Raw genomic sequence first — 21,882 nt, 5'->3', positions numbered from 1 at the left:
AAAGGGGTTTGCTATACACGTATATGCACAGAGCGTTATATCAATAGTGAGGAAATTACTGTTGTATCATTTAGCTCGTTTTTTCTTTTCACTATTTTTAAGTAGAACTGGAGAATTGTAAGGTTTTTCATTTTTATAACTGGCAACTTGATGATGAAGCGCAATCAGCTATTTCTAAAATGTACTGTAATAAGTTAGCTAAAAAAGTAGAAAATATTGGCGGTAAATGCAGCGCGTGATTTTTAATTTAGATAGAAAAAAGGAGCAATTAATTGCTCCTTTTTTGTTTTTATTTTATAACGCGCTAATTAAACTTTTTTATAGCCTTAGCTTTTAGCGCTTTCATCTTTAGCCTGCGTGGCTTTTTAAAAGATTGTATAGGCATTGATACCATATGCTCTTGTGGCAGTGCCGGAATTGTTTGTGGGTAAGTTCCTTCCTCTGGCACGGAAATCTCTTTTAGATGTACTTTAAGCGCCTCTAGAGTTGAGTCGTTATCAACTTCACTAGGGCAAATAAATATACCTAACTTTCTTAGTTGTACGCCGAGTTTGATACTACTGGTATAACGGATAATTGGAGCACCTAATACTAAACCTAATAATATAGGTGATAGCCACCAAAAGAAGACAGGTGTGAAGTAGTAGGCTGTGCTGCCCCATGCTATAGCCACAATAGTAGAGAATAACGTATAACCAAACGCTTCTTTCCACGGAACCATACGACCTTCGCGCGGTTGTGCATCCCACTTCACTTTTTTACCTAAAAATACGCAAAGTACAAAGTAAGCATGAAATACCATCATTAATGGTGCAACAATAATAGCAAATACAGTTTCAATAATTGAACCTAGAATTAATTTAATTGAACCACCAAAGCGTTTGTTTCTATGTATTAGGGTGACTATTACGCCCATTAATTTAGGCATTAATAAAATAACAATAGTTAAATACAAGAGTGAATCAATAAGATCGGTTTTAGCTATTTGCCATGTAGGAAATAATTGATAAACACGATTAAAGTACACATCACTATTTAATGCGCGCGTTACTGCATCAATAGTACTTAGCGCTAGCATTGAGAGCCAAATTAGTGATGAAATATAAGCGGTTGCACCTAATAGGAAGTGCAGCTTACTCATTAATTTTAACTTAGATGACGATAGTAAACCTAAGTGCTGTATATTACCTTGTACCCAGCGTCTATCGCGTACAGCATAATCGAGGATATTACTTGGTACTTCTTCGTAGCTGCCTTCAATATCTGATAGTAATAGTACATCCCAACCTGCACTATGAAGTAGTGATGCTTCTACAAAGTCATGACTTAAAATCTCACCGCCAAAGGGTGCGTTACCTTTGAGTGTTGGCAAGCCACAGCACGTTATAAATGCTTCAACTCTAATGATTGCATTATGACCCCAGTAGTTGGCTTTATCTGTTTGCCAAAATGCTGAGCCAGTAGCGAGCATTGGGCTATATAGCACTGACGCAAACTGTAAAAAACGACCAAAAAAGGTATCTTGACGAACAGGGATTGGAATCGTTTGGATCAGGCCTGCTTGTCGGTTGTTTAGCATGCTTGTAGTAAGTTCTAACATACATTTACCGGTCATTACGCTATCTGCATCAAGCACAATCATATGGTCGTAATTACTTCCCCAGCGCTCACAAAAGTCGGTTAGGTTACCTACTTTGCGGTGTTTGTTATCTTCGCGACGACGATAAAAAACATGCTTTGCTGTATCCCCTAAACGTTCGCACAATGCATGCCATGCACTTAGCTCGTTTTTAACTATTTGAGGGTCTTGTGTATCGCTTAATAAATAAAAATCAAAATTATCAAGCTGACCAGTTTCTTTTAACGATTGTAGACTTACTTCAAAGCCCGCGATAACACGGTGGGTATCTTCGTTATAAATAGGCATTACAACGGCGGTTTTCTGAGCGTTAATTGCCTCGTTATTGAATTCAATTGGTTTAATACGTTTTAACGTAAGCGGGTCAATTCGAAACAACTGTAGTACAAAGCCGATTGTGCCACTACAAAAGGCCGTTACAATCCAAGCAAATGTGATTGAGAATAATACTAAAAGAGCATACTCAAGTAGTGTCATACCGTTTGAGCTTAAAATCTCAAACATAATAGATATGCCGTAGCCAGATGTGCCAAGTGCCGCAATGGCAAATAGCCATACTCTTAGTGTTTTGAATGGCATTGGAGTGCCCCTACCTTTATTACTTGATGTCATTTGGGTACCAAACATAGCTCCATACCTCGCTAATTTCTTTGTCACGTAGTTTTAACGATAAACGCATATCAACGGGTTGATCGTCCTGTGGTGCAATTTTAAAGGCTACACGCCATCCACGTGAATCCGGAAGTTTTTGTACATTCACGTCGGTTACTTCGCCTGTTGTAAGTTGAATGTCGGCATCTAGTTTTAACTGTTTAGACAGTTGATTTATTTCTGATCCAGTAAAATCAACAGTAAATTGGCGGTGGCTTTTTGGTGGTGGGTTGTCCTCACCTGGTAATGCGGCGCTACCAATTCTTGTACGTAGTACACGTGCTTTCTCGTGCTGAGTTAAAACTGAATTAAAGGTCGTCATTTTGTAGCTTAATTTTAATGAATCTCCGGCCTTCATTGGTTTTTCTGGTACCCAGTAACTTACGATATTGTCGTTGGTTTCTGTATCAGTCGGTATTTCTACAAGCTCTACACGACCATTTCCCCACTCACCCTGTGGTTCAATCCATAGACTAGGGCGGTCGTGGTAATGTGCTTCTGTGTCTAGATAGTTATTAAAGTCTCGGTCTCGTTGAGCTAACCCAAAACCTTTTGGGTTATTGTACGAAAATGAAGTAACGCTGAGTTGTGATGGGTTGTTAAGAGGACGCCATACCCACTTGTCATCAGCAGATTGAGTTAATAGGCCATCCGAGTCATGAACTTCAGGGCGATAATCATCAAAAAATTTGGTGCTATTTTCGCCGTGATAAAACATACTCGTTAATGGTGCTACACCCAGTTTTTTAATATCTTTACGCGCAAAAATCTGCATATCAACATCAACTAGCATATTAGTTGTAGGGTCGACGCTAAATTTGTACGCACCAGAAATAGATGGACTATCCAATAATGCAAAAATGGTGATTTGTGTTTGCTCTGGCTTTGGTTTAACTAACCAAAACTCTTTGAACATTGGAAATTCTTCACCCGAATTCTCAGCAGTATCAATGGCAAGGCCTCTTGCTGATAAGCCATAAACTTGTTGAGGGCCAACAACTCTAAAATACGATGCTCCCTGAAATACCATTACTTCGTCTTTATACTCGTTAGTATTTAATGGGTAATGTAAGCGAAATCCAGCATGGCCTAGTTGAGTGCCCGCCACACTTTTAGCTATTTCTTCTTGTAGTGGTGCAGCAGTGCCATCGTATTGGTAAAAGTCGGTGCTGAAAGGTAAGCGGCTACGTTTAGAGTCGCTATCAACAGTATTTATTGTTACAGGTGTTTTATATAAAAAACCAGGGTGGAATAATTGCAGCTCGTACAGGCCTTCATCTTTCCACACCGCTTTGTCTTTTTTAAATCGAATTGAACGGTAGTCTTGATAATCAATATTATTTAGCGCTTCAAGCTCGATGTTTTTAGGTGAAACATATTCTTCGCTTGCTAACTTTTTAGCGCGAGCGCTAATTACATCAAATAAGCTACTTTGTGGAATTGCTACATCAACAGTTGCAGCAATCGCTTGGTTGCTATTGCCCCAAGTCGAAAAAATAATAAGTAGACCCAGTAGTGGTGCTGACTTTTTTTGCCATTTAGGCAAGTTTTGGGTTAGTTGTTTCATTCTCATTCCTTTATAAAAACACGACTTATTTTTACGTTTAGGGTAAATATTGATTTTGTTTTGTAAGTATCTTCTAATTTACTTAAAGCAAAATGTGAACCCTTATAAAAGTTCATATTTTTCAATAGGAAAAACCAATATACGTAACTCACTGAGGCTTTTTTGTGTAAAATTCACTCAATCTTATGTAGTTGTTACTGATTAATTACTAGAAGACTCACTAATCGTATGAACATATTACGGGGAGTTTAATGAAGCTTGTCTGAATTACATTTGTATAAAATAAAAAAGCCGCAAAAGCGGCTTTTTATATGTTTAGATTTTACTTAATTATTTCTTTTTAAATCGACGCACTATTGATAGTGGTGCTAAAAGAAGTGATAACCATAATAATGAACCTGCATCATTATCATCATCTGAGCGTAAGTTATTTACCTTAACGGCTACTTTTTCAATGTTTGATAAGTTACCAGCACTATCTTGAGCTTGTACTGTTAAAGTAATACGATTTTCGAATTCGTAATCAATCTCTCCAGCAACAATTAACTGCCCCTCATTGTTAATAGAAACGCTGTCATTATCAGATGTAATAAATTTAACAACAGGTGATTCATCGGCATTTGGATCACTAAAATCGAGCGTGCCGATAATTGTGCCAATTGCGCTGTTTTCATCGATTGCAAAAACTTGATCGGCTGCAATTACAGGTGTTTGCTCTTCAGGCGTTAAAGTAATTTCAGATTTAATGTCAATAATCACAGGGTCATGGTCTGATGCGCGGTATGCACTTTCAGAGTACAAGCTAGATTGTTGACCTTCGCTTTTAAACTCTACATTGTAATCAAGTGAAATAGGTTCATCTGCGTTGATATGCCAATCTGTTGCAGCGACAACTTTGCTAAGTAATGATTGTGTAGCTACTGCATGGTCTAAACTTCCTGCACGACCAGAAAAGCTATAAGAATAACCAAGTGTATCACCATCAATTTCAGCAACTACATTTTTGTAGCCTTTATCAGCAAATGCACGTATTGGATCTTCCATTGCGTAAGCATTCATATCGCCGACTAAAATAGTATCTTCGTCATCAACACCGGTTGGTTTGCTATCAAGCCAATCTGCGAATGCATTAGCACCTTGCGTGCGTATTTCATTCCAACAGCCTTGGCCATCACCTAAATCTGCATTATTTCCAGAAGCACTACCACAACTTTTAGATTTAAGATGTGACACAGCAACAGTAAATACTTCATCAGTTTCTATTGATTTAAAGCTTTGTGCAATTGGAGCACGGTTACTAAAATCAAATGGAGCCTCAGTTGTAATGGCTGCAGTGCCTACTTCTTCTACTTTGTTAGCACGATAGATAAGTGCGGTAGTAATTGCATCGGTACCAATTTGATCTACGTTAAAATCAACAAATGCATAGTTGTTAGCACTATCTGCATCATTTAATGCATCTACTAAGCTAGCAATTGCACTAAATTCGCCAAAGCCATCATTCTCAATTTCCATTAAACCAACAACATCGGCCTCAATAGCGCTAATAGCACTTACAATTTTAGCTTCTTGGCGAATAAATTCAGCTTCAGTATCTGCACCTCGAGATGTAGGGAACCCTCCGCCTTGGCCATCACCATTGAAGTAATTAAGTACGTTAAAGCTAGCTACACGTAAATCTGCTTCAGCATTAAGTTCAGGCGCATCTTCACGTGCATTTGTTGCAATAAACGAAGGCGCTAAAGTTGGGTGAATTCGGTAAAGACCGAAGCTATAAGCAAGTGCCCCTGTAACAGTATTAACAGTATCGCCAGTTCGTAATGTATTTTCTGCCGATAAGCCTGGAGTTGGATAAGCTGTAGGGTCTAAGTTTTGTACTGTAGAGCCATCATCTATTAAAATCTTTTTAAGTAGATTTTCAGTTTCAACTGCATTAGCAGCATCGCCAGGTAACGCAACCTGAGTACCTTGGTACAAGCGCTCTGTTGCTAATTCAACTTCACCATATCGACCAAGACCAAAGTTATTAGTCACTACTAATGGTTGCTCTAATGTGACTAACATACCTTCAAAAGCTTCTAAATCAGTTGTATTAGCTAAAGGTAAAGTGATTTTTGTAGCTGCTGCAGCTAAACCAGTGCCACACACCGCAACTTGGCTAACACTGCCAATTTGTGTTGCATCAAAATATTCTTCAACAGTACCTTGTACACGTACATGGTCGCCTACATTCACGTCAGTATCTGCAAAATATACAAATACACCTTCAGAGGTAAGTGGATTTGCATCTATATCAGCAGCCAGTGAGTTAACAAAAAAGCCTTTTAATTGTTCATCACCTTGAAAATCGGCGCTTACAACACCTTCAAATTCTACTAATGTACCTACAAGTGGGCTAGCAGAGCCGTCACCTTGAATAGCATTTATTAGTGTTTTTTCTGCACCACAAACTAGTGGTTCAAGTGGCTCTGGTTCTGGAATTGGTTCAGGTGTTGTTCCACCATTACCTGCATGTGAACCTAAGCCATCAAAATCATCTTGATCGAACTGTACCCATTCTTCACTTGGGTTGAACTCTGCGTCAGGTGTTGTTCTGCCTGCGGTAATACTATCTTTTCTACGAAGTGTTTTATTTTGTGTTTGTACTGCGCCTTCAGACCAAAACGAACCGGGATCTACACCGCGCTGGCCGAAGCTATCGACTACGGTACTACCTTGCATTAGGACTAATGCATCATCACCATTAAAGCTAGCAACACTATGTTCTAAATCGGCTTTTTCTTTTAGTGCATCATTTGAACTTGAATGAACGATAACAAAGGTACTGTTAGCTGCCAAAGTACCAGACAAATCAAGAGTTGATTGAATTGTAGTTTTGCCATTTACATACAAACTTAGTGAGTATTGATCAAGAGAAAGCTCCGTATCAGCATTATTATAAAGCTCAATTGCTTTATTATTACTGCTTCCCTCTATATATTCTGAAATGATTAGATCAGCGGATGCTGGTGCACTGAGACTTGCTATAACAAGTGCGAGTGGTGTTATTTTTGTTTTAAACATTTTTTTATTATTCCCGTGTATTAATCCCAAAATGGGACACCAGTTTAGAGAATAAATATGACGGAAATAATACAAAAATGTAAATGAATGTAAACGAAAGGCGGTTTAACCGCCTTTTAATAAAAAATTACTTTTTAGCTAGATATTTTGCAGCTTGCTTAGCAAAGTAGGTTAATATTCCATCGGCTCCTGCACGCTTAAATGCAAGTAAAGATTCCATTATTGTTGCCTCTTCACTTAACCAACCGTTATCAATTGCTGCTTTGTGCATTGCATACTCGCCACTTACCTGATATGCGAAAGTAGGTACACCAAATTCGTCTTTAACACGCCGTACAATATCTAAATAAGGCATACCGGGCTTTACCATAACCATATCAGCGCCTTCTTGTAAGTCTAATGCGACTTCACGTATCGCTTCATCAGAGTTTGCTGGATCCATTTGGTAAGTTTTTTTATCAGCACCTTTTAAGTTACCAGCAGAGCCTACAGCATCTCTAAATGGGCCATAGTAGCTAGATGCGTATTTAGCAGAGTAGGCCATAATTCGAGTATGAATAAACCCATCAGCTTCAAGTGCTTCGCGAATAGCGCCAATACGACCATCCATCATATCAGAAGGAGCAACAACATCAGCACCAGCTTCTGCATGGGAAAGTGCTTGTTTAACTAAAATTTCAGTAGTGACATCATTAATAACATAACCTGAATCATCAATAATACCGTCTTGGCCATGCGTAGTGAAAGGGTCAAGTGCTACATCAGTAATCACACCCAACTCAGGAAAAGCTTCTTTTAACGCTCTTACGGTACGTTGCGCTAAGCCATCATCGTTATATGCTTCTTCGGCAAATAATGATTTTTTATCCGCAGGCGTTACCGGAAAAATAGCAACGGCAGGTACGCCAAGTTCAACGAGTTCTTTTGCTTCAACAAGCAGTAAATCAATTGATAGGCGCTCAATACCAGGCATTGATTCAATTACCTCGCGGCGATTTTTACCATCAAGTACAAATACAGGGTAAATTAAATCATTTACGCTAAGCTGGTTTTCAGCCATTAAGCGGCGAGAAAAGTCGCTGCGGCGCATTCTGCGCATGCGAGTATATGGGAAAAGGTCTAATCCTGATTGGGCCATATTAATATGCTCCTACTGTGGTAATGGAAAAGTGATTACTTGATTACGGCCATGCTGCTTTGCGTAATAAAGTGCTTTGTCGGCGCACTCAGTAAAAATTTGAGGGTTGCTAACATCATCAGCAATACTGGTGTATACACCAGCGCTAATAGTAAATTGAATATCATTATTGGCAACCGTTACTGTACTTACTGAGATATCAGCTCGTATTTTTTCAGCTATGTCTTGTGCGCCTTCACTAGGGGTATTAGGTAATAGCACAACAAATTCTTCACCGCCATAACGGGCAACTTCATCGAGTGGTCGTTTTAAATGGTCTTTTATAAGGTCAGACACTGCTTTAATAACTTGATCGCCAATGATATGGCCGTACGTGTCGTTGATATTTTTAAATCGATCTATATCAAGCATAACAATGCTAAGCGGCGTTTGTTCTCGACGAGAGCGACGAAGCTCCATTACCAGTTTTTTATCAAAAAAGCGTCTGTTTTTTATTCCAGTCAATGCGTCTTCAGTATTTAGTAACTCAAGTGAGCGGTTTTTTTCTTCAAGCTCTCTAAGCGTCACTTGTAATTCAAAGGTACGCTCGTCCACCTGAGATTCAAGTTCTTGGCGAGTTTTTTCTTGTAATTTTAAGCGCTCTTTAAGTAGTGTATCTTGTGCTGTGTTTTCAGCAATCAAGGTTTGTTGGGCAATTACTTCTTCATCGCGTTGTAAAATAAATAACTTCATTACGCTGTAGCATAAGCAAAAAGTGCAACCAAAAAAGCATGCAAATACAAATGCGAGCGTACTTTTGTCAAAGGCGTGTAGGCCCATTACTGCAACAATAAAATAAAGCATTACCACCAAGAAAAAAACCAATACAAGTAATAGTGCTTTGTTTGGTTTAGAAGGCGTTAAACGCACGCACATAAGCGTAGTTACAATATAAAAGCCTAAAACGATTGGAGTAGTGATTAAACAAAATAATGTAACTATGTTGTTTGGAAGTAGCCAAATAAATAATAACGAAATGGCTAAAGCGTTAACTACAACTTTTTGAATAGTTAGCAGAAGTGAGGGCCTTGGATGGCAAACTTGCTTTTGCAAAGGCAAAAACATTAAAGTGATAAGCGTAAGTAATATAGGGATCATAACTTGCTGTAATGCAGGTAAATTAGGATGAACGTACCTTAAGCCAAAACCACAAAGGTAGGCTAATACACTACCTAATGTGAGAGATATCACCCCAGCATAAACAAAATAACCTTTACGTGAAAAACCATATAAAACTATGCAACTCACACCCAAAGAAAATATAAAACCAATCAATAAGCCATAGAGTAAATTGAGTTTTCCTTTGTGTGCCAAATAAGCTTCTGGTTGCCACAGTGTTAAAGGGACTCGCAAGCCTGAGCTATTCGCCACTTTCATTATAATAAGCGTTTCGCTATTTGCAGGGCTGAGCAGTTTAACTAATAAAGATTCACTTTTAATTGTGCGCTTATATAAGGGGTAGGCATCACCAATTTGAGTATAAGAAAGTAATTGCGAGTTATGTAATTGATATACTTGAACGTCGTTTAGCAAAGGATTGTTTAGTGACAATATTTGCTCAGTATTATAACTAAGTGTGTTTTTTATTTTAAATTTTATCCATACAGGACGCTGCTCTAGTCCTAAATTAAGGGGGGTTCCTGTGTTTTTTTGCCACTGTATATGGCTGCTTTGTTGTGCACTTAATAGCGACGTTGGTTCAAAAGAGTAATACAGGTTATTAATGTTTTGAGAGTTAAAATCGTGTTTTATTATTACTGGGTTTGCGAAACAGCAAAAAGTGCAAAGGAATACTAATAGGCTTAAAAGTGCCTTTGCATAGGCCATTAACGATCTTCTAAACCAAAAACACGGTGAAAGTTTTCTGTAGTTTTACGGGCCACAACTTCTTCATCTATTTGATAAAGTTGTGCAACCGTTTGACAGATATAAGGAAGCAGGGCAGGTTCATTTTTACGTGATTTAGGTTTTGGTTTAACTGTTCGTGGAATTAAAAATGGTGCATCAGTTTCTATTAATAATCGATCTAGAGGAATGCTAGGCACTAGCTGTTGTAAATCTTTTCCACGCCTTTCATCACATACCCAACCCGTTATACCAATATATAGACCTAAATTTAAATATTGCTTTAGAGCTGCTGAGTTACCCGTAAAGCAGTGGAGTACACCGCGAATATTAAACTCTTTTAAAATACTTAACATGTCATCACTTGCATCACGTTCATGCAAGTAAACAGGTAAATCTAATTTTTCAGCAAGTGCTAATTGGCGCCTAAAAACACTGCGCTGTACATCGCGAGGCGAAAAGTCGCGGTTATAATCAAGGCCACATTCACCAATAGCAATAACATGCTTATTATTTGCAAGTACAGTTAGTTGTGCTTCTAGCTCATTAGTGGCTGATTTTGCATCATGTGGGTGGATACCCGCCGTAGAATATTGAAGATGCTTTGTTGCAAGTTCAAGTGATTGCTGACTGCTTGCAATATTACAACCAATAATAAGCATATTTGTAACACCCGCTTCATTGGCACGGGTAATTACATCAAGGTGCTGCTCATCAAATTGATGATTAGTTAAGTTAACTCCAGCATCAATTAACGTATATGACATTACTTAGTACGTTTAACGCGAATAGAGCGGTTTTCACCGTCAATTTTAAGTAAGAATGAGTTAAAAACACCACGGCTAATTACAATCGTATCGTTCTTTTTCAAGCGCATGCTGTCAGAGCCAATTTGACGCCATTGTTGACCGTTATCTAGCGAAATAATTAACTCGCCGTAAGCAGCTTCTTCAACTGAAGCAACCATCGCTTTAATTTCAGCGTCTTTCTCTGTTTGTGATTTTTTGTACTCTAACCCAAACTCATCAGCTGTTTTTTTCACTTCTGTTGATGTTGTGGCTACTGCCTGAGGTACATTATTAGCTGTTGGTGGTGTGAGCGTTTTTGTTACTGATGGCTTAACCAGTGACTTACCCGCGATGGTATTATCGTAACAAAGTAAGCGGTTAAAATCGTTTTCAATAAAGCTACATGCTTGTAACGCTTGAGTATTAAACTCTGTTTGCGCAGCAAAAGTCGGTGCGCTTAATAAAACCAATAGTGAGAGTAGTTGTTTTTTCATTTTATTCCTCAGATTCTTTTTGTGGTTTAGCGGTATAAAACTTTGCTAAAATTAGACCTAGTTCAAACAGAAGAAGCATCGGAAATGCTAGCAATGTTTGTGATAATACATCAGGCGGTGTTAAAAACATCGCGACTACAAAAACACCCACGACGATATAAGGGCGCTTTTCTTTTAAGCTTTTTGTTGTTGTTGCGCCACTCCAGCATAGCAACATAATAGCCACTGGAATTTCGAAAGCGACGCCAAATGCAAAAAACAACTTTAATACAAATCCTAGATAACTACTTATGTCAGGTGCAAGTGTCATCATTTCGGGACCGGTACTTGTAAAAAATCCTAAAATAATTGGCAGAACTACAAAGTAACAAAAGGCTATGCCGCCATAAAATAATATTATACTTGAGGCGAGAATAGGCATGAGCATTTTCTTTTCGTGCTGATATAAACCCGGCGCTATAAACCCCCAAACTTGATGCAATATCCATGGAATCGACGCAAATAAAGCGACAAATAAAGTAAGTTTGAAAGGTGCAAAAAAGGGAGCTGTTACATCGGTTGCAATCATGGTTGCAGTACTTGGCAAATGCGAGACTAACGGCTGTGCAACAAAAGCATAAATATCATTCGCAAAATATACTATGGCAATAAAAATAACAAAAATGCTTAGTAGTGCTTTTATTAGCCGATCACGCAACTCAATTAAATGAGCTACAAACCCTGATTTTACTTCCTCAGCCATTATTTTTTATACCATGTAGTAAGTTGACCACAAAGTGAGAAATAAATTTCACTTTTTCTCATCAAGTTGTTGGTTATTTGATGTATCAGATTGTTGTTTCTTGTAGCTGTGAGTAACTGATTCAGCCGCTTTTTGTAGCTCTGTTAGTGAGCTTTGTAACTCAGGGCTTAAATCTTTTAATTCTTGCTGTTCTGCTTTTTTAAGGTTTTCGTGCAGCTCATGAATGCGAAGCTCTTCACTTACTTCGGCTTTTACTGAGTTGGCAAGTGATTTAGCGGTTTTAACCCATTTACTCACTGTTCTAATCGCAACAGGTAAGCGCTCAGGGCCGAGCACCACTAAACCAACAATAAAAATAACAACAAGTTCCCACATGCCCATACTAATTAAACCTTATTGTTATCTTTGTTTTTTTCAGTATCGGTTGAGTTGTCAGCAGTGTTTTTTTCTGATTGTTGAATTTGCTCGGATTTCTCTTTCTCGCTCATTTGATCATCTGACATTGCTTTTTTGAAGCCCTTTACAGCGCCCCCAATATCGCCACCCATACCGCGTAGTTTTTTTGTGCCAAAAAGTAAAACTATGATCGCTAAAACAATTAATAATTGCCAAATACTAATACCACCAAAACCCATGGTTTTCTCCAATATATAAAACGGTTAAATGTTTATTTTAAATACTAATTATACGCTCACTAGCGCAAATAGCACCCAGTTTATGCGCTGCGCCATGCCGCTATAAAGCTAATAGCCGATAAGCTTATTGCAAGACTTGCAGCTATTAAATCGTGCTGTAAATAACAAAGTGTTGCCATAATCATTGTAGCACTACCAAATAAACTAAATATTAAAGGTTTATGAGATACCTTTTGTTCTTGAGGTTGAATGTGTGGTGCACGCTTTAAATTTTGGTAAATTAGATCCGGTAACTCGGGCATTTTTTCAGCCCAAAATGGCAAGTTAGCATACATTTGCTTCAGTACTGATAGCGGTCCAACTTGTTGCTTTACCCAGTCTTCTAAAAAGGGCTTAGCTGTTTTCCATAAGTCGAGTTGTGGGTATAGCTGACGCCCCAATCCTTCAACGTATAATAAAGTTTTTTGTAGTAATACTAATTGCGGCTGTACCTGCATGTTAAAACGACGTGCAGTATTAAATAGATTTACGAGTACGTGCCCAAATGAAATTTCAGCCAAAGGTTTATTAAATATAGGCTCGCAAACTGTGCGAATCGCAAATTCAAATTCTTCAATGCTAGTATCTGGTGGTACCCAACCAGAATCAACGTGTAGTTGTGCAACTTGGCGATAATCACGGTTAAAAAAGGCGATAAAGTTTTCAGCTAAATAGCGTTTATCTTCTTTGCTTAACGTACCAACAATACCGCAATCAATACCGATATACATTGGGTTTTCAGGGTGCTCTCGAGAGACGAAAATATTACCTGGATGCATGTCGGCATGAAAAAAGCTGTCTCTAAACACCTGCGTAAAAAATACTTCTACGCCACGCTCAGCAAGTAATTTCATATTAGTGTTTTGCGCCATAAGTGCATCGGTATCAGAAACGGGTATGCCGTAAATACGCTCCATTACCAGCACATTGCTACGGCTGTAATCACTGTAAACTGCAGGGATATATAATGAATCAGAGCCTTCAAAATTGCGTTTTAGTTGAATGCCGTTGGCACCTTCTCGCATTAAGTCGAGCTCGTCTAGGAGTGTTTTTTTATATTCTTTAACTACTTCAACCGGGCGCAGGCGTTTTGATTCGTTATGTACTTTTGCAAGTACCTTTGCGAGCTTTTCCATTAGCGCTAAATCGGCATTAATTTGCTCATAAATATTGGGTCTAATAACCTTAATTACGACATCTTGCTCAATACTCTGCTCATCAATCAGTTTTGCTGTATGTACTTGCGCTATAGATGCAGAAGCTAGTGGAGTTTGTGAAAACTCACTAAACAATTCACTTATGTCGTTAATTTCGAGCGCTTTTTCTATTATTTCTTGTGCAAGTTCGCCTTCAAATGGTTGAACTTGATCTTGTAAAAACGCAAGCTCTAAAGCGATATCATGAGGGAGTAAATCACGACGAGTAGAGAGCATTTGACCAAATTTGATCCAAACAGGACCCAGCTCTTGCAATGCTAAACGTAAACGAAGCCCTGCCGGCTTTTCTTTGTGCTGATTACGCAGCCAAAATAAACTGCCACGGGCTACTTTACCAAACCAAGGCACTTTATGCTTTGGAATTAGCTCGTCTAGTCCATAGCTAAGTAACGTTTTGGTGATGTTATACAAACGTGCAGTCGACACAAAAAATCCTTAGCGGGTGTTTGAAGGTAAAAAAGAGTTTAAGAGGACGTTAATGCGTTGCTCAACGGCAGCGACTTGTCCTTTGAGTTCTCTATTTTTTTGTTTAAATTGCTCAAGTTCTAATGGATGAATAGTAATTGCGAGCTCATCTTGGCATAAACTTGTAAGCATGGTACTTATTTTAGTATTGGTTTTGCTGCTCTTTTGTTTTAGTTCTTTTAAATGCAGGTATAACTGCTGAGCGGGGGCATCGCCAATGTATTTAGAAAGTTGTTCAGGCCAATCAATATCAATACCTGAAAATGCATTGCTATAAGTTTGCGCAATGTTTAAATCGCCTTGTAAGTCGAGCTTATCTTTGCGAATTAGTTGGGTAAGCATTGCAGGATTTTTGAGCGCTAAAAGTGTTTCTATATCTGCGCTGATCATACAATCTGCGTTTTCGTTACTTTGGGCACTGTATAAGTGTAATTGATCAGCACTATAAACGAGTTGGATGCTTTGTTGCCAATCTCTTATTTCAACCACTAAGCGCTTATGTTTAACGGCGTTTAGCTTTTGAGATAATTGTGGGTCCAGGCTAAGCGCTTGATTTAGTACACGCTCAATAAGCGAGAGTACAAAATTAGGTAACATAAAAAACTCAGATGACATTGCACCTTTATTGTTTTTTGTTATTTTTTCAAGCGCCATAACTGCTAGCCTTAATATTTAAAACCACGATGCAGTGCAACAATTCCGCCTGTGAGGTTTTGGTATGTTGTTTGTTCAAAGCCTGCATCTTCCATCATCGCTTTTAATGTGTCTTGATCTGGATGCATACGAATAGACTCAGCTAAATACTTGTACGATTCACTGTCGTTAGCAACTAGTTTACCCATTGTTGGCAATAAATTAAATGAGTAAAAATCGTAAGCTTTACTAAGTACGTCATGCTCTGGTTTTGAAAACTCTAAAACAAGTAATCTGCCACCTGGCTTTAAAATACGGTACATAGAGCGTAATGCTTTGTCTTTATCGGTAACGTTACGTAAGCCAAAGGCAATAGTGATCACATCAAAGCTATTATCTGGAAATGGCAGCATTTCTGCATTCATTTGTACGTAGTCAATATTGCCTACTAAGCCAAGATTATGTAGTTTTTCACGACCAACCTTAAGCATAGATGAATTTATATCGCCCAAAACAACTTGACCGGTCTCGCCAACTAATTGACTAAATTTTGCCGTTAAGTCGCCAGTGCCGCCGGCTAAATCGAGTACATGATGGCCTTTACGAACACCTGAGCTTGCAATAGTTTGACGTTTCCATAAACGATGCACACCAAAAGACATTAAATCATTCATTACATCGTATTTTGCAGCTACTGAGTGAAATACATCAGCAACCATAGAAGCTTTGTCGCCCTCGGCTACTGTTTTATAACCAAAATGCGTGGTCTTTTGTTCGGTTTCGTTCATGACTAATCTCTATCGTGACAATAGAGGTTAGTGTACTTTATTGTACGCAGTAGGTGCAATTTGAATATGATTTATCAGGTAATTTATTGCCCTGCAGTGTAGCTACTTTGCCCTAATGACCGCGCTTTAAAAGCCGCATGAGACGCTTTTTTAGCTAACTGGTTAAAATCATCTTCTTGTAGATGTTGAGCAATTCCTAGAGATAAGCCAATACTAGGTAACTTAATCCCTGTTTTTGAACTAACAAAGCGAAGCTTTTCGACTCCATTTCGGACTTTTTCAGCTATAACATTGGCTGTTTCTGGGTCTATATCGGCGAGTAAAACAGTAAATTGATCTTTAGCTGTGCGGCCAGGCAAGCCACTTTGAAAAACATATTTTTGCACTTGTTTAGCTACTTTATTCAAAATAACTTCACCAATAATATCACCGTAATTTTCAGTAAAGTGATCAAGGTTATCTATTTGAATCGCAATGGCGCAAATAGACTTTTTTTGATTAGTCCATACTTGAGTTTGTTGCGTTAAATAATGGCGTTTATAAAGCCCTGTTTGGCTATCAATAATATGTTGTTTACGAAGTTGATTTAGCTGCTTTTTTGTTTTTTCGTGTAGTTGTTTGGCTTTACTTAGTTCTTGCTTAAATTGCTTGTGTTGATTTAGTAATTCAGCGGTTTGATTATGAAGTACTTCAAGCGCTTGACGGCTTTGCTCTATGTTGTTCTCATTTAGTGAATGTACGCATTCGCTCACCTGACCCGCAAAACGAATTATCTGTTTTTCAGTAGCTTGAGAATTTTGAGAAAGTGAACTTATAACACCATCAACATTTTGAATCATGTTGACTTGCTCTGTGTGACCGGTATTTAAAAATTCAGCATGGAGCTGTTCAATTAAAACGCTGTCTATATTGTTTTCAACCGCAATAGCGCGGTCTAAGGCTTTGTTCAGCTCAAGGTTAGTTTGGCTAGTATAGGTATAAACAACTTGATAATTGAGCGGCGTAGGAGAAAGTGCATAGCGCTCTAAAAACACACACACTTTAGTCATCTTCTCTTGTGCAATAGCCATGGAATCATGGAACATCATTTTAAATACCAACTAAGTACGCATAAGTGCAAATTTTAAAATATCTCATTCCATGAGGCGGTTATGCGTCCGAGCTTTTTATTATTTTTTTATACAGTAATCATTATCCGCGCTATTTAAAAGCAAAAACGATAGTTAGGGAACTTAAATTTTACTTTAGCAGCCCAATCGCTGTTTTTCTCATCAATTCGGCTGGTTTTTACTTCTGTTAACGTATGTAGCATTATTTCAATATGCTAGTTTGTCTCATTTACTTGCTATTTCTTTAGCCTAAGATAGTTTTATGCAATCTATTGCATCATCAAGTTAAATAATAATGAATCTTTTTTTACCAAAAACGCTTCGCCAAACGCTTCTTGGCATAACTGCTTTATGTTCGTTAAGTGCATGTCAAATAACCACACCCAATGCGAATGAGCAGTTTACTCAAGTAGCACAATCTATTGTTCAATATAGAGAAAGTATAAACCCTTATAGCAGTTCAAAAGGGGTTGATGGTTACTTACTTGCCAATTTATCGCCAGAATTTTTAGCAGAGCAGTACAAAAGTAATACTCAATTATTAGCAGACTTAGATGCTGTAGATGCAACTAAGCTTAGTGACGAAAATCAAATTAACTTAAGTATTATTCGTGCTCAAGTGCAAAATAGCGTAGACGAATATGTGTTTAATGCGCATTACATGCCGCTTACATCTGAGTATGGTTTTCACTCCGGTCTGTCGTACATCGTTAACAGTTCCCAATATAAAAAAGAGCAAGATTTAGAGACATACCTTGCACGTTTAGCACAAATCCCCCGCTTTTTTGAGCAAAATATATATTGGATGAAAAAAGGGCTCGAAACAGGTCTCACCCAACCAAAAGCAGTTTTAGAAGGATACGAAGACTCCATAAGTACTTATATTGTTGATGATGTAACTCAATCAGAATTTTATAAACCGTTTTTAGCTAACACTGCCAGTTTAAGTGAGAGTGACTTTTATGCATTTCAACAGCGAGCTAAAGTTGTTTTAAAAAATAAAGTAATACCAGCATATAAAAGCTACTTAACGTTTTTTACTGAGCAATACCAACCGGGCGCCCGCACAAGTATTGGTATTTCAGAAACCCCTAATGGCAAAGCTTTTTATAAAAACCGTGCTAAGCATTACACCACTACCGACATGACACCTAAAGAGATCCACGAGCTAGGCTTAAAAGAAGTTGCTCGCATTCGAGGTGAAATGGAAGCTGTAATAAAAGAAGTTGGTTTTAAAGGCTCATTTGCTGAGTTTATTCACTTTTTACGTACCGACCCACAGTTTTACGCAACAACACCTGAGCAACTTTTGAAAGAAGCATCTTACATTGCTAAAAAAATGGATGCACAGCTGCCTAAGTTATTTCATACCTTACCGCGCAAACCTTATGGCGTGGCACCGGTACCCGCAAGTATTGCCCCTAAATACACAACAGGTCGGTATTCTGGCTCTAATCGAGATGATGAAGCTGGATACTACTGGGTAAATACTTACGCTTTAGATAAGCGCCCTTTGTATGTTTTAGAAGCATTAACGTTGCACGAAGCAGTGCCAGGTCATCATTTACAAATATCACTTAATGCAGAGCTTGAAAATTTGCCGAGCTATCGTCGTGATGCTTACCTTTCGGCATTTGGCGAAGGTTGGGGGCTTTACTCTGAATATTTAGGTTTAGAGGCAGGCTTTTATCAAGACCCATATAGCCGTTTTGGTCGCTTAACTTATGAAATGTGGCGAGCAGCACGTTTGGTTGTTGATACAGGGATGCACATGTATGGCTGGAGCCGCGAGCGAGCTATGAACTTTATGAGCGAGAACACCGCGCTTTCGCTGCATAATGTTAAAACAGAAACTGACCGTTATATATCTTGGCCAGCTCAGGCACTGTCATACAAAATTGGTGAGTTAACTATTAAACGTTTACGTGTTGAAGCAGAGCAAGCGCTTGGACCAAATTTTGATATTCGCGAATTTCATCATCAGGTTCTTCGCCATGGTTCAGTGCCCTTGTCAGTATTAGAAACACAGGTACGTTTATATATAAAAAATGAGTTAGCTAAGCTGCAAAATTAGCTTTGTAGGGCTTATAAACCTTGAACAAACAAAGGTGTTGTGTCATTTTGACCGCAACACCTTTTTTATACCACAGACCTAGTAATGTAGTTTATTTTAGCGACTCCAATCGTCAAAATATTCACATACTACGCAATAGGTATTATTTAAAAATATAGCCATCAAGGGGCCTTAGATGAGCAATTTCATTATGTTTAGTATTGACGTATTTGCGAGTATTTTTATTATCGCACTTGGGTTAATTGTGCTTACTGTTATTATTTTTTACTTTCGCGATATAACACAAACAAAACATGCTATTAGGCGTAACTACCCAGTAATTGGCCGCTTTCGATATTTTTTTGAACGCCAAGGTGAATTTTTCAGACAATACTTTTTTGCCCTCGATCGAGAAGAAATGCCATTTAACCGCGCTGAGCGCAGTTGGGTTTACCGCGCAGCAAAAGATGTCGATCGCACCGCTGCATTTGGTTCAACACAAAGCTTAGAAGTGACGGGTACGGTTATGTTTATGAACTGTGCTTTTCCTACTTTAGATGAAGAGGCACTCGACCCGAGTAATGTTACTTTAGGTCCATACTGTAAAACACCTTACACCACTAATTCGTTATTTAATGTGTCGGGCATGAGCTTTGGTGCGCTTTCAAAGCCTGCTGTGCGCGCTTTATCAAAAGGTGCTAAATTAGCGGGTTGCTGGATGAACACAGGTGAAGGAGGCTTAAGCCCTTACCACCTTGAAGGTGGCGCCGATTTGGTATTTCAAATTGGTACAGCTAAATATGGTGCCCGAGACGAGCATGGAAACTTAAGCACCGAGAAACTTAAAGAAATAGCAGCTCACGAACAAGTCAAAATGTTCGAGCTAAAAATGAGCCAAGGTGCTAAACCTGGCAAGGGTGGAATGCTCCCAGGGCGTAAAGTTAACGCCGAAATAGCTAAAATTAGGGGTATTCCAGAAGGGCAAGATTCGATTAGCCCAAATGGGCACCCTGAAATCAAAAAACCAGCCGACATTCTCGATATGATTGCCACTGTACGTAATGCCACAGGAAAACCAACAGGCTTTAAAGCCGTTATTGGTGATTACACATGGTTAGAAACGTTATTTGCAGAAATAAATCATCGTGGCATTGAGTCAGCACCCGATTTTATAACAATTGATAGTGCCGATGGTGGTACGGGGGCTGCACCGCAGCCGCTTATGGATTCGGTGGGTTTACCTCTTCGCGAAAGCTTGCCGCTTGTAGTCAATATGCTTGAAAAGCACGGGCTTCGAGATCGCGTGAAAATTATTGCATCGGGTAAATTAATCGTTCCTTCAAAGGTTGCATGGGCATTAGCGCTCGGTGCTGATTTTGTTGTATCGGCTCGTGGTCATATGTTTGCACTGGGCTGTATTCAGGCAATGCAATGTAATAAAGATACCTGTCCGACGGGTATCACTACGCATAACGAGCGTTTGCAACGCGGCTTAAATGTAGCTGATAAAGCGCAACGAGTAGCTAACTATAATAAATACATTCATTACGGAGCCGGTTTAATTGCTCACTCATGTGGTGTAACAAGTGCACGTGAATTAGGCCGTAAACATGTTCGGATAGTGCAAGAAAGTGGGCTTTCAGAGCCGCTTGATAAGATTTATGAAAACTACAAGTAAGCTTTAACTAACTGGAAGGCGCTTATAGCGCCTTTTTTAATGCTTGTTAGTTTAATTGGCTTATTAATAAACTAAAAAATGCTTCTTTGTTGTTGCATGTTTGTGCATTTAAAATAAGTTGCTCGCCTAGTGCTAATGTTTGTTTTTGCACTGTAAGGCGCGCATTGTCATCACTAATACTATCTATATCGCTTACGTGCGCAAGCCCTATAGTACGCCTAATTAACTCAGCGCCACAGTAACCAACAGCATCTTGCAATACGTTTTTCATAAAGTATTGCGCATAGCCTACTGGCGCTAATGATTCATCTAATGTTTTAGTGCGTATTAATTCAAGCCATTGCAGCTCAAATAAACTATAGGTGTCTACGATACAGCTAAGTAAATGTGTTTGGTAATTGCGACGTGCTACAAAGTCATCAATATGACCTGCTTGCGCGCAGTAATTCAATAGTAAATTACCAATAAAAGAGCCAATATCGAACCCAATAGGCCCAAAAAAGCCAAACTCAGGGTCAATCATCTTTGTGTTATTACAATCAACAAAAATGCTACCGCTGTGCATATCACCATGAAGTAATGTTTGCGGGTTAGATAAAAAATTAGCTTTTAGTTTTGCTATTTCTAATTTTAATGCGTTGTTTTTTTGTATTGCGTCAACTTCGTTTTGTAGTTGCTTAGGGTAGTTATTGCGTTCGTGCTCAATGTACGGATCGCTAAAAAATAAGTCTTCCGTGATTTGGCAAAGCTCAGGATTAGTAAATTGACTAACGAGCGCTTTTTTAGTTTGCGCGCTTAAGTAAAAATCTGAATTATAAAAGCCGGTGTGGCTTAAGTAGGTCGCTACATGCTGCGCCAATTTAGGAAATTGCTCCGCATTATTTTGTGCAGTACGCAATATTTGTAAATTACCTAAATCTTCTAAAATAGTCAGGGCTTGTATTTCACTATAATGTAAAACATTAGCAGTATAAGCAGGGCAAATAGCACCATGGTTAAGTAAAACTTGTGCTTCTATACGGGCTCTATCAAGTGTTAATGGCCACGACTCACCCACGCAACGCGCGTAAGGCAGAGCTTGCTTTAAAATAACACTATTGTTTTGCTCATCAGTAATTCTAAATACTAAATTAAGATTGCCATCACCAAACTCATATGCCGATAAGGTTTGTCCGGAATCAAAAAAATTACATTGTTTAGATTCAATTAATGTCGATACGTAATCGATAGCGCGCTGTGCATTAAAAGCAACATAGTTAGTCATGGTTTAAATCTCAAAAATCAGCTTTTAAGCATTCT

17 protein-coding genes are annotated in these 21,882 nt (G+C 38.6%); 2 read left to right on the top strand and 15 right to left on the bottom strand.

Annotation, left to right across the window (positions count from 1 at the left end):
* Positions 1–304: 304 nt before the first annotated feature.
* From mdoH to H5087_RS13965, 14 genes are all read right to left on the bottom strand, one after another.
* On the bottom strand, positions 305–2,266 hold the full coding sequence (gene mdoH, locus H5087_RS14030; protein ID WP_182672430.1) for a glucans biosynthesis glucosyltransferase MdoH: 1,962 nt from the start codon (positions 2,264–2,266) through the stop codon (positions 305–307).
* Positions 2,238–3,857, bottom strand: a complete 1,620-nt coding sequence (locus H5087_RS14025) for a glucan biosynthesis protein (protein ID WP_182672428.1) — start codon at positions 3,855–3,857, stop codon at positions 2,238–2,240. Before H5087_RS14025 ends, mdoH begins: the two co-directional genes overlap by 29 nt.
* Positions 3,858–4,187: 330 nt before the next feature.
* Positions 4,188–6,920 carry an ExeM/NucH family extracellular endonuclease gene (locus H5087_RS14020; protein ID WP_182672426.1) on the bottom strand — a complete coding sequence of 911 codons (2,733 nt, stop codon included), beginning with the start codon at positions 6,918–6,920 and terminating at the stop codon, positions 4,188–4,190.
* 127 nt (positions 6,921–7,047) lie between these two features.
* Positions 7,048–8,058 carry a porphobilinogen synthase gene (hemB, locus tag H5087_RS14015; RefSeq protein WP_024597079.1) on the bottom strand — a complete coding sequence of 337 codons (1,011 nt, stop codon included), beginning with the start codon at positions 8,056–8,058 and terminating at the stop codon, positions 7,048–7,050.
* A gap of 12 nt (positions 8,059–8,070) precedes the next feature.
* On the bottom strand, positions 8,071–9,924 hold the full coding sequence (locus H5087_RS14010) for a diguanylate cyclase (RefSeq protein WP_182672424.1): 1,854 nt from the start codon (positions 9,922–9,924) through the stop codon (positions 8,071–8,073).
* Complete coding sequence (locus H5087_RS14005; protein ID WP_182672422.1) at positions 9,924–10,709, bottom strand: TatD family hydrolase; 786 nt, start codon at positions 10,707–10,709, stop codon at positions 9,924–9,926. The genes H5087_RS14010 and H5087_RS14005 overlap by 1 nt, the downstream gene beginning before the upstream one ends.
* Positions 10,709–11,224: a hypothetical protein gene (locus H5087_RS14000; RefSeq protein ID WP_182672420.1), complete on the bottom strand. Its 516-nt coding sequence runs from the start codon at positions 11,222–11,224 to the stop codon at positions 10,709–10,711. The genes H5087_RS14005 and H5087_RS14000 overlap by 1 nt, the downstream gene beginning before the upstream one ends.
* A 1-nt stretch (position 11,225) precedes the next feature.
* Positions 11,226–11,966, bottom strand: a complete 741-nt coding sequence (gene tatC / locus H5087_RS13995; protein WP_004334958.1) for a twin-arginine translocase subunit TatC — start codon at positions 11,964–11,966, stop codon at positions 11,226–11,228.
* A 48-nt stretch (positions 11,967–12,014) separates the two neighbouring features.
* Positions 12,015–12,347, bottom strand: coding sequence for a Sec-independent protein translocase protein TatB (gene tatB, locus H5087_RS13990; protein ID WP_024597077.1), 333 nt, complete (start codon positions 12,345–12,347; stop codon positions 12,015–12,017).
* A gap of 5 nt (positions 12,348–12,352) precedes the next feature.
* Positions 12,353–12,601, bottom strand: coding sequence for a Sec-independent protein translocase subunit TatA (gene tatA / locus H5087_RS13985; RefSeq protein WP_004334954.1), 249 nt, complete (start codon positions 12,599–12,601; stop codon positions 12,353–12,355).
* An 80-nt stretch (positions 12,602–12,681) separates the two neighbouring features.
* Complete coding sequence (gene ubiB / locus H5087_RS13980; RefSeq protein WP_182672419.1) at positions 12,682–14,283, bottom strand: ubiquinone biosynthesis regulatory protein kinase UbiB; 1,602 nt, start codon at positions 14,281–14,283, stop codon at positions 12,682–12,684.
* 9 nt (positions 14,284–14,292) lie between these two features.
* Positions 14,293–14,976, bottom strand: coding sequence for an SCP2 domain-containing protein (locus tag H5087_RS13975; RefSeq protein ID WP_182672417.1), 684 nt, complete (start codon positions 14,974–14,976; stop codon positions 14,293–14,295).
* A gap of 11 nt (positions 14,977–14,987) precedes the next feature.
* Positions 14,988–15,743: a bifunctional demethylmenaquinone methyltransferase/2-methoxy-6-polyprenyl-1,4-benzoquinol methylase UbiE gene (ubiE, locus tag H5087_RS13970; RefSeq protein ID WP_024597074.1), complete on the bottom strand. Its 756-nt coding sequence runs from the start codon at positions 15,741–15,743 to the stop codon at positions 14,988–14,990.
* An 83-nt stretch (positions 15,744–15,826) separates the two neighbouring features.
* Complete coding sequence (locus H5087_RS13965) at positions 15,827–16,813, bottom strand: GGDEF domain-containing protein (RefSeq protein WP_182672495.1); 987 nt, start codon at positions 16,811–16,813, stop codon at positions 15,827–15,829.
* 334 nt (positions 16,814–17,147) lie between these two features.
* Between H5087_RS13965 and H5087_RS13960 the strand changes: the two genes are divergently transcribed.
* A complete protein-coding gene (locus tag H5087_RS13960; protein WP_182672416.1) occupies positions 17,148–18,926 on the top strand; it encodes a DUF885 family protein in 1,779 nt (592 codons plus the stop codon).
* Between the two features lie 175 nt (positions 18,927–19,101).
* Positions 19,102–20,583 carry an FMN-binding glutamate synthase family protein gene (locus H5087_RS13955; protein ID WP_182672415.1) on the top strand — a complete coding sequence of 494 codons (1,482 nt, stop codon included), beginning with the start codon at positions 19,102–19,104 and terminating at the stop codon, positions 20,581–20,583.
* Positions 20,584–20,629: 46 nt separating this feature from the next.
* Here H5087_RS13955 and mtnK read toward each other — a convergent pair whose 3' ends face one another.
* Positions 20,630–21,847 carry an S-methyl-5-thioribose kinase gene (gene mtnK, locus H5087_RS13950; protein WP_182672414.1) on the bottom strand — a complete coding sequence of 406 codons (1,218 nt, stop codon included), beginning with the start codon at positions 21,845–21,847 and terminating at the stop codon, positions 20,630–20,632.
* Positions 21,848–21,882: the final 35 nt, after the last annotated feature.

This window comes from Pseudoalteromonas sp. SR43-7 (assembly GCF_014163785.1).
GTDB classification, from domain to species: Bacteria; Pseudomonadota; Gammaproteobacteria; order Enterobacterales; family Alteromonadaceae; genus Pseudoalteromonas; species Pseudoalteromonas distincta.
The sequence above is the reverse complement of the archived record's forward strand: the minus strand, read 5'-3'. Positions and strand labels throughout refer to the sequence as shown.

What these genes read in the sequence shown, in the direction of transcription:
- mdoH (WP_182672430.1), bottom strand. Translation starts at nt 2,266, where the DNA reads ATGTTTGGTACCCAAATGACATCAAGTAATAAAGGTAGGGGCACTCCA.
- H5087_RS14025 (WP_182672428.1), bottom strand. Translation starts at nt 3,857, where the DNA reads ATGAAACAACTAACCCAAAACTTGCCTAAATGGCAAAAAAAGTCAGCA.
- H5087_RS14020 (WP_182672426.1), bottom strand. Translation starts at nt 6,920, where the DNA reads ATGTTTAAAACAAAAATAACACCACTCGCACTTGTTATAGCAAGTCTC.
- hemB (WP_024597079.1), bottom strand. Translation starts at nt 8,058, where the DNA reads ATGGCCCAATCAGGATTAGACCTTTTCCCATATACTCGCATGCGCAGA.
- H5087_RS14010 (WP_182672424.1), bottom strand. Translation starts at nt 9,924, where the DNA reads ATGGCCTATGCAAAGGCACTTTTAAGCCTATTAGTATTCCTTTGCACT.
- H5087_RS14005 (WP_182672422.1), bottom strand. Translation starts at nt 10,709, where the DNA reads ATGTCATATACGTTAATTGATGCTGGAGTTAACTTAACTAATCATCAA.
- H5087_RS14000 (WP_182672420.1), bottom strand. Translation starts at nt 11,224, where the DNA reads ATGAAAAAACAACTACTCTCACTATTGGTTTTATTAAGCGCACCGACT.
- tatC (WP_004334958.1), bottom strand. Translation starts at nt 11,966, where the DNA reads ATGGCTGAGGAAGTAAAATCAGGGTTTGTAGCTCATTTAATTGAGTTG.
- tatB (WP_024597077.1), bottom strand. Translation starts at nt 12,347, where the DNA reads ATGGGCATGTGGGAACTTGTTGTTATTTTTATTGTTGGTTTAGTGGTG.
- tatA (WP_004334954.1), bottom strand. Translation starts at nt 12,601, where the DNA reads ATGGGTTTTGGTGGTATTAGTATTTGGCAATTATTAATTGTTTTAGCG.
- H5087_RS13975 (WP_182672417.1), bottom strand. Translation starts at nt 14,976, where the DNA reads ATGGCGCTTGAAAAAATAACAAAAAACAATAAAGGTGCAATGTCATCT.
- ubiE (WP_024597074.1), bottom strand. Translation starts at nt 15,743, where the DNA reads ATGAACGAAACCGAACAAAAGACCACGCATTTTGGTTATAAAACAGTA.
- H5087_RS13965 (WP_182672495.1), bottom strand. Translation starts at nt 16,813, where the DNA reads ATGGCTATTGCACAAGAGAAGATGACTAAAGTGTGTGTGTTTTTAGAG.
- H5087_RS13960 (WP_182672416.1), top strand. Translation starts at nt 17,148, where the DNA reads ATGAATCTTTTTTTACCAAAAACGCTTCGCCAAACGCTTCTTGGCATA.
- H5087_RS13955 (WP_182672415.1), top strand. Translation starts at nt 19,102, where the DNA reads ATGAGCAATTTCATTATGTTTAGTATTGACGTATTTGCGAGTATTTTT.
- mtnK (WP_182672414.1), bottom strand. Translation starts at nt 21,847, where the DNA reads ATGACTAACTATGTTGCTTTTAATGCACAGCGCGCTATCGATTACGTA.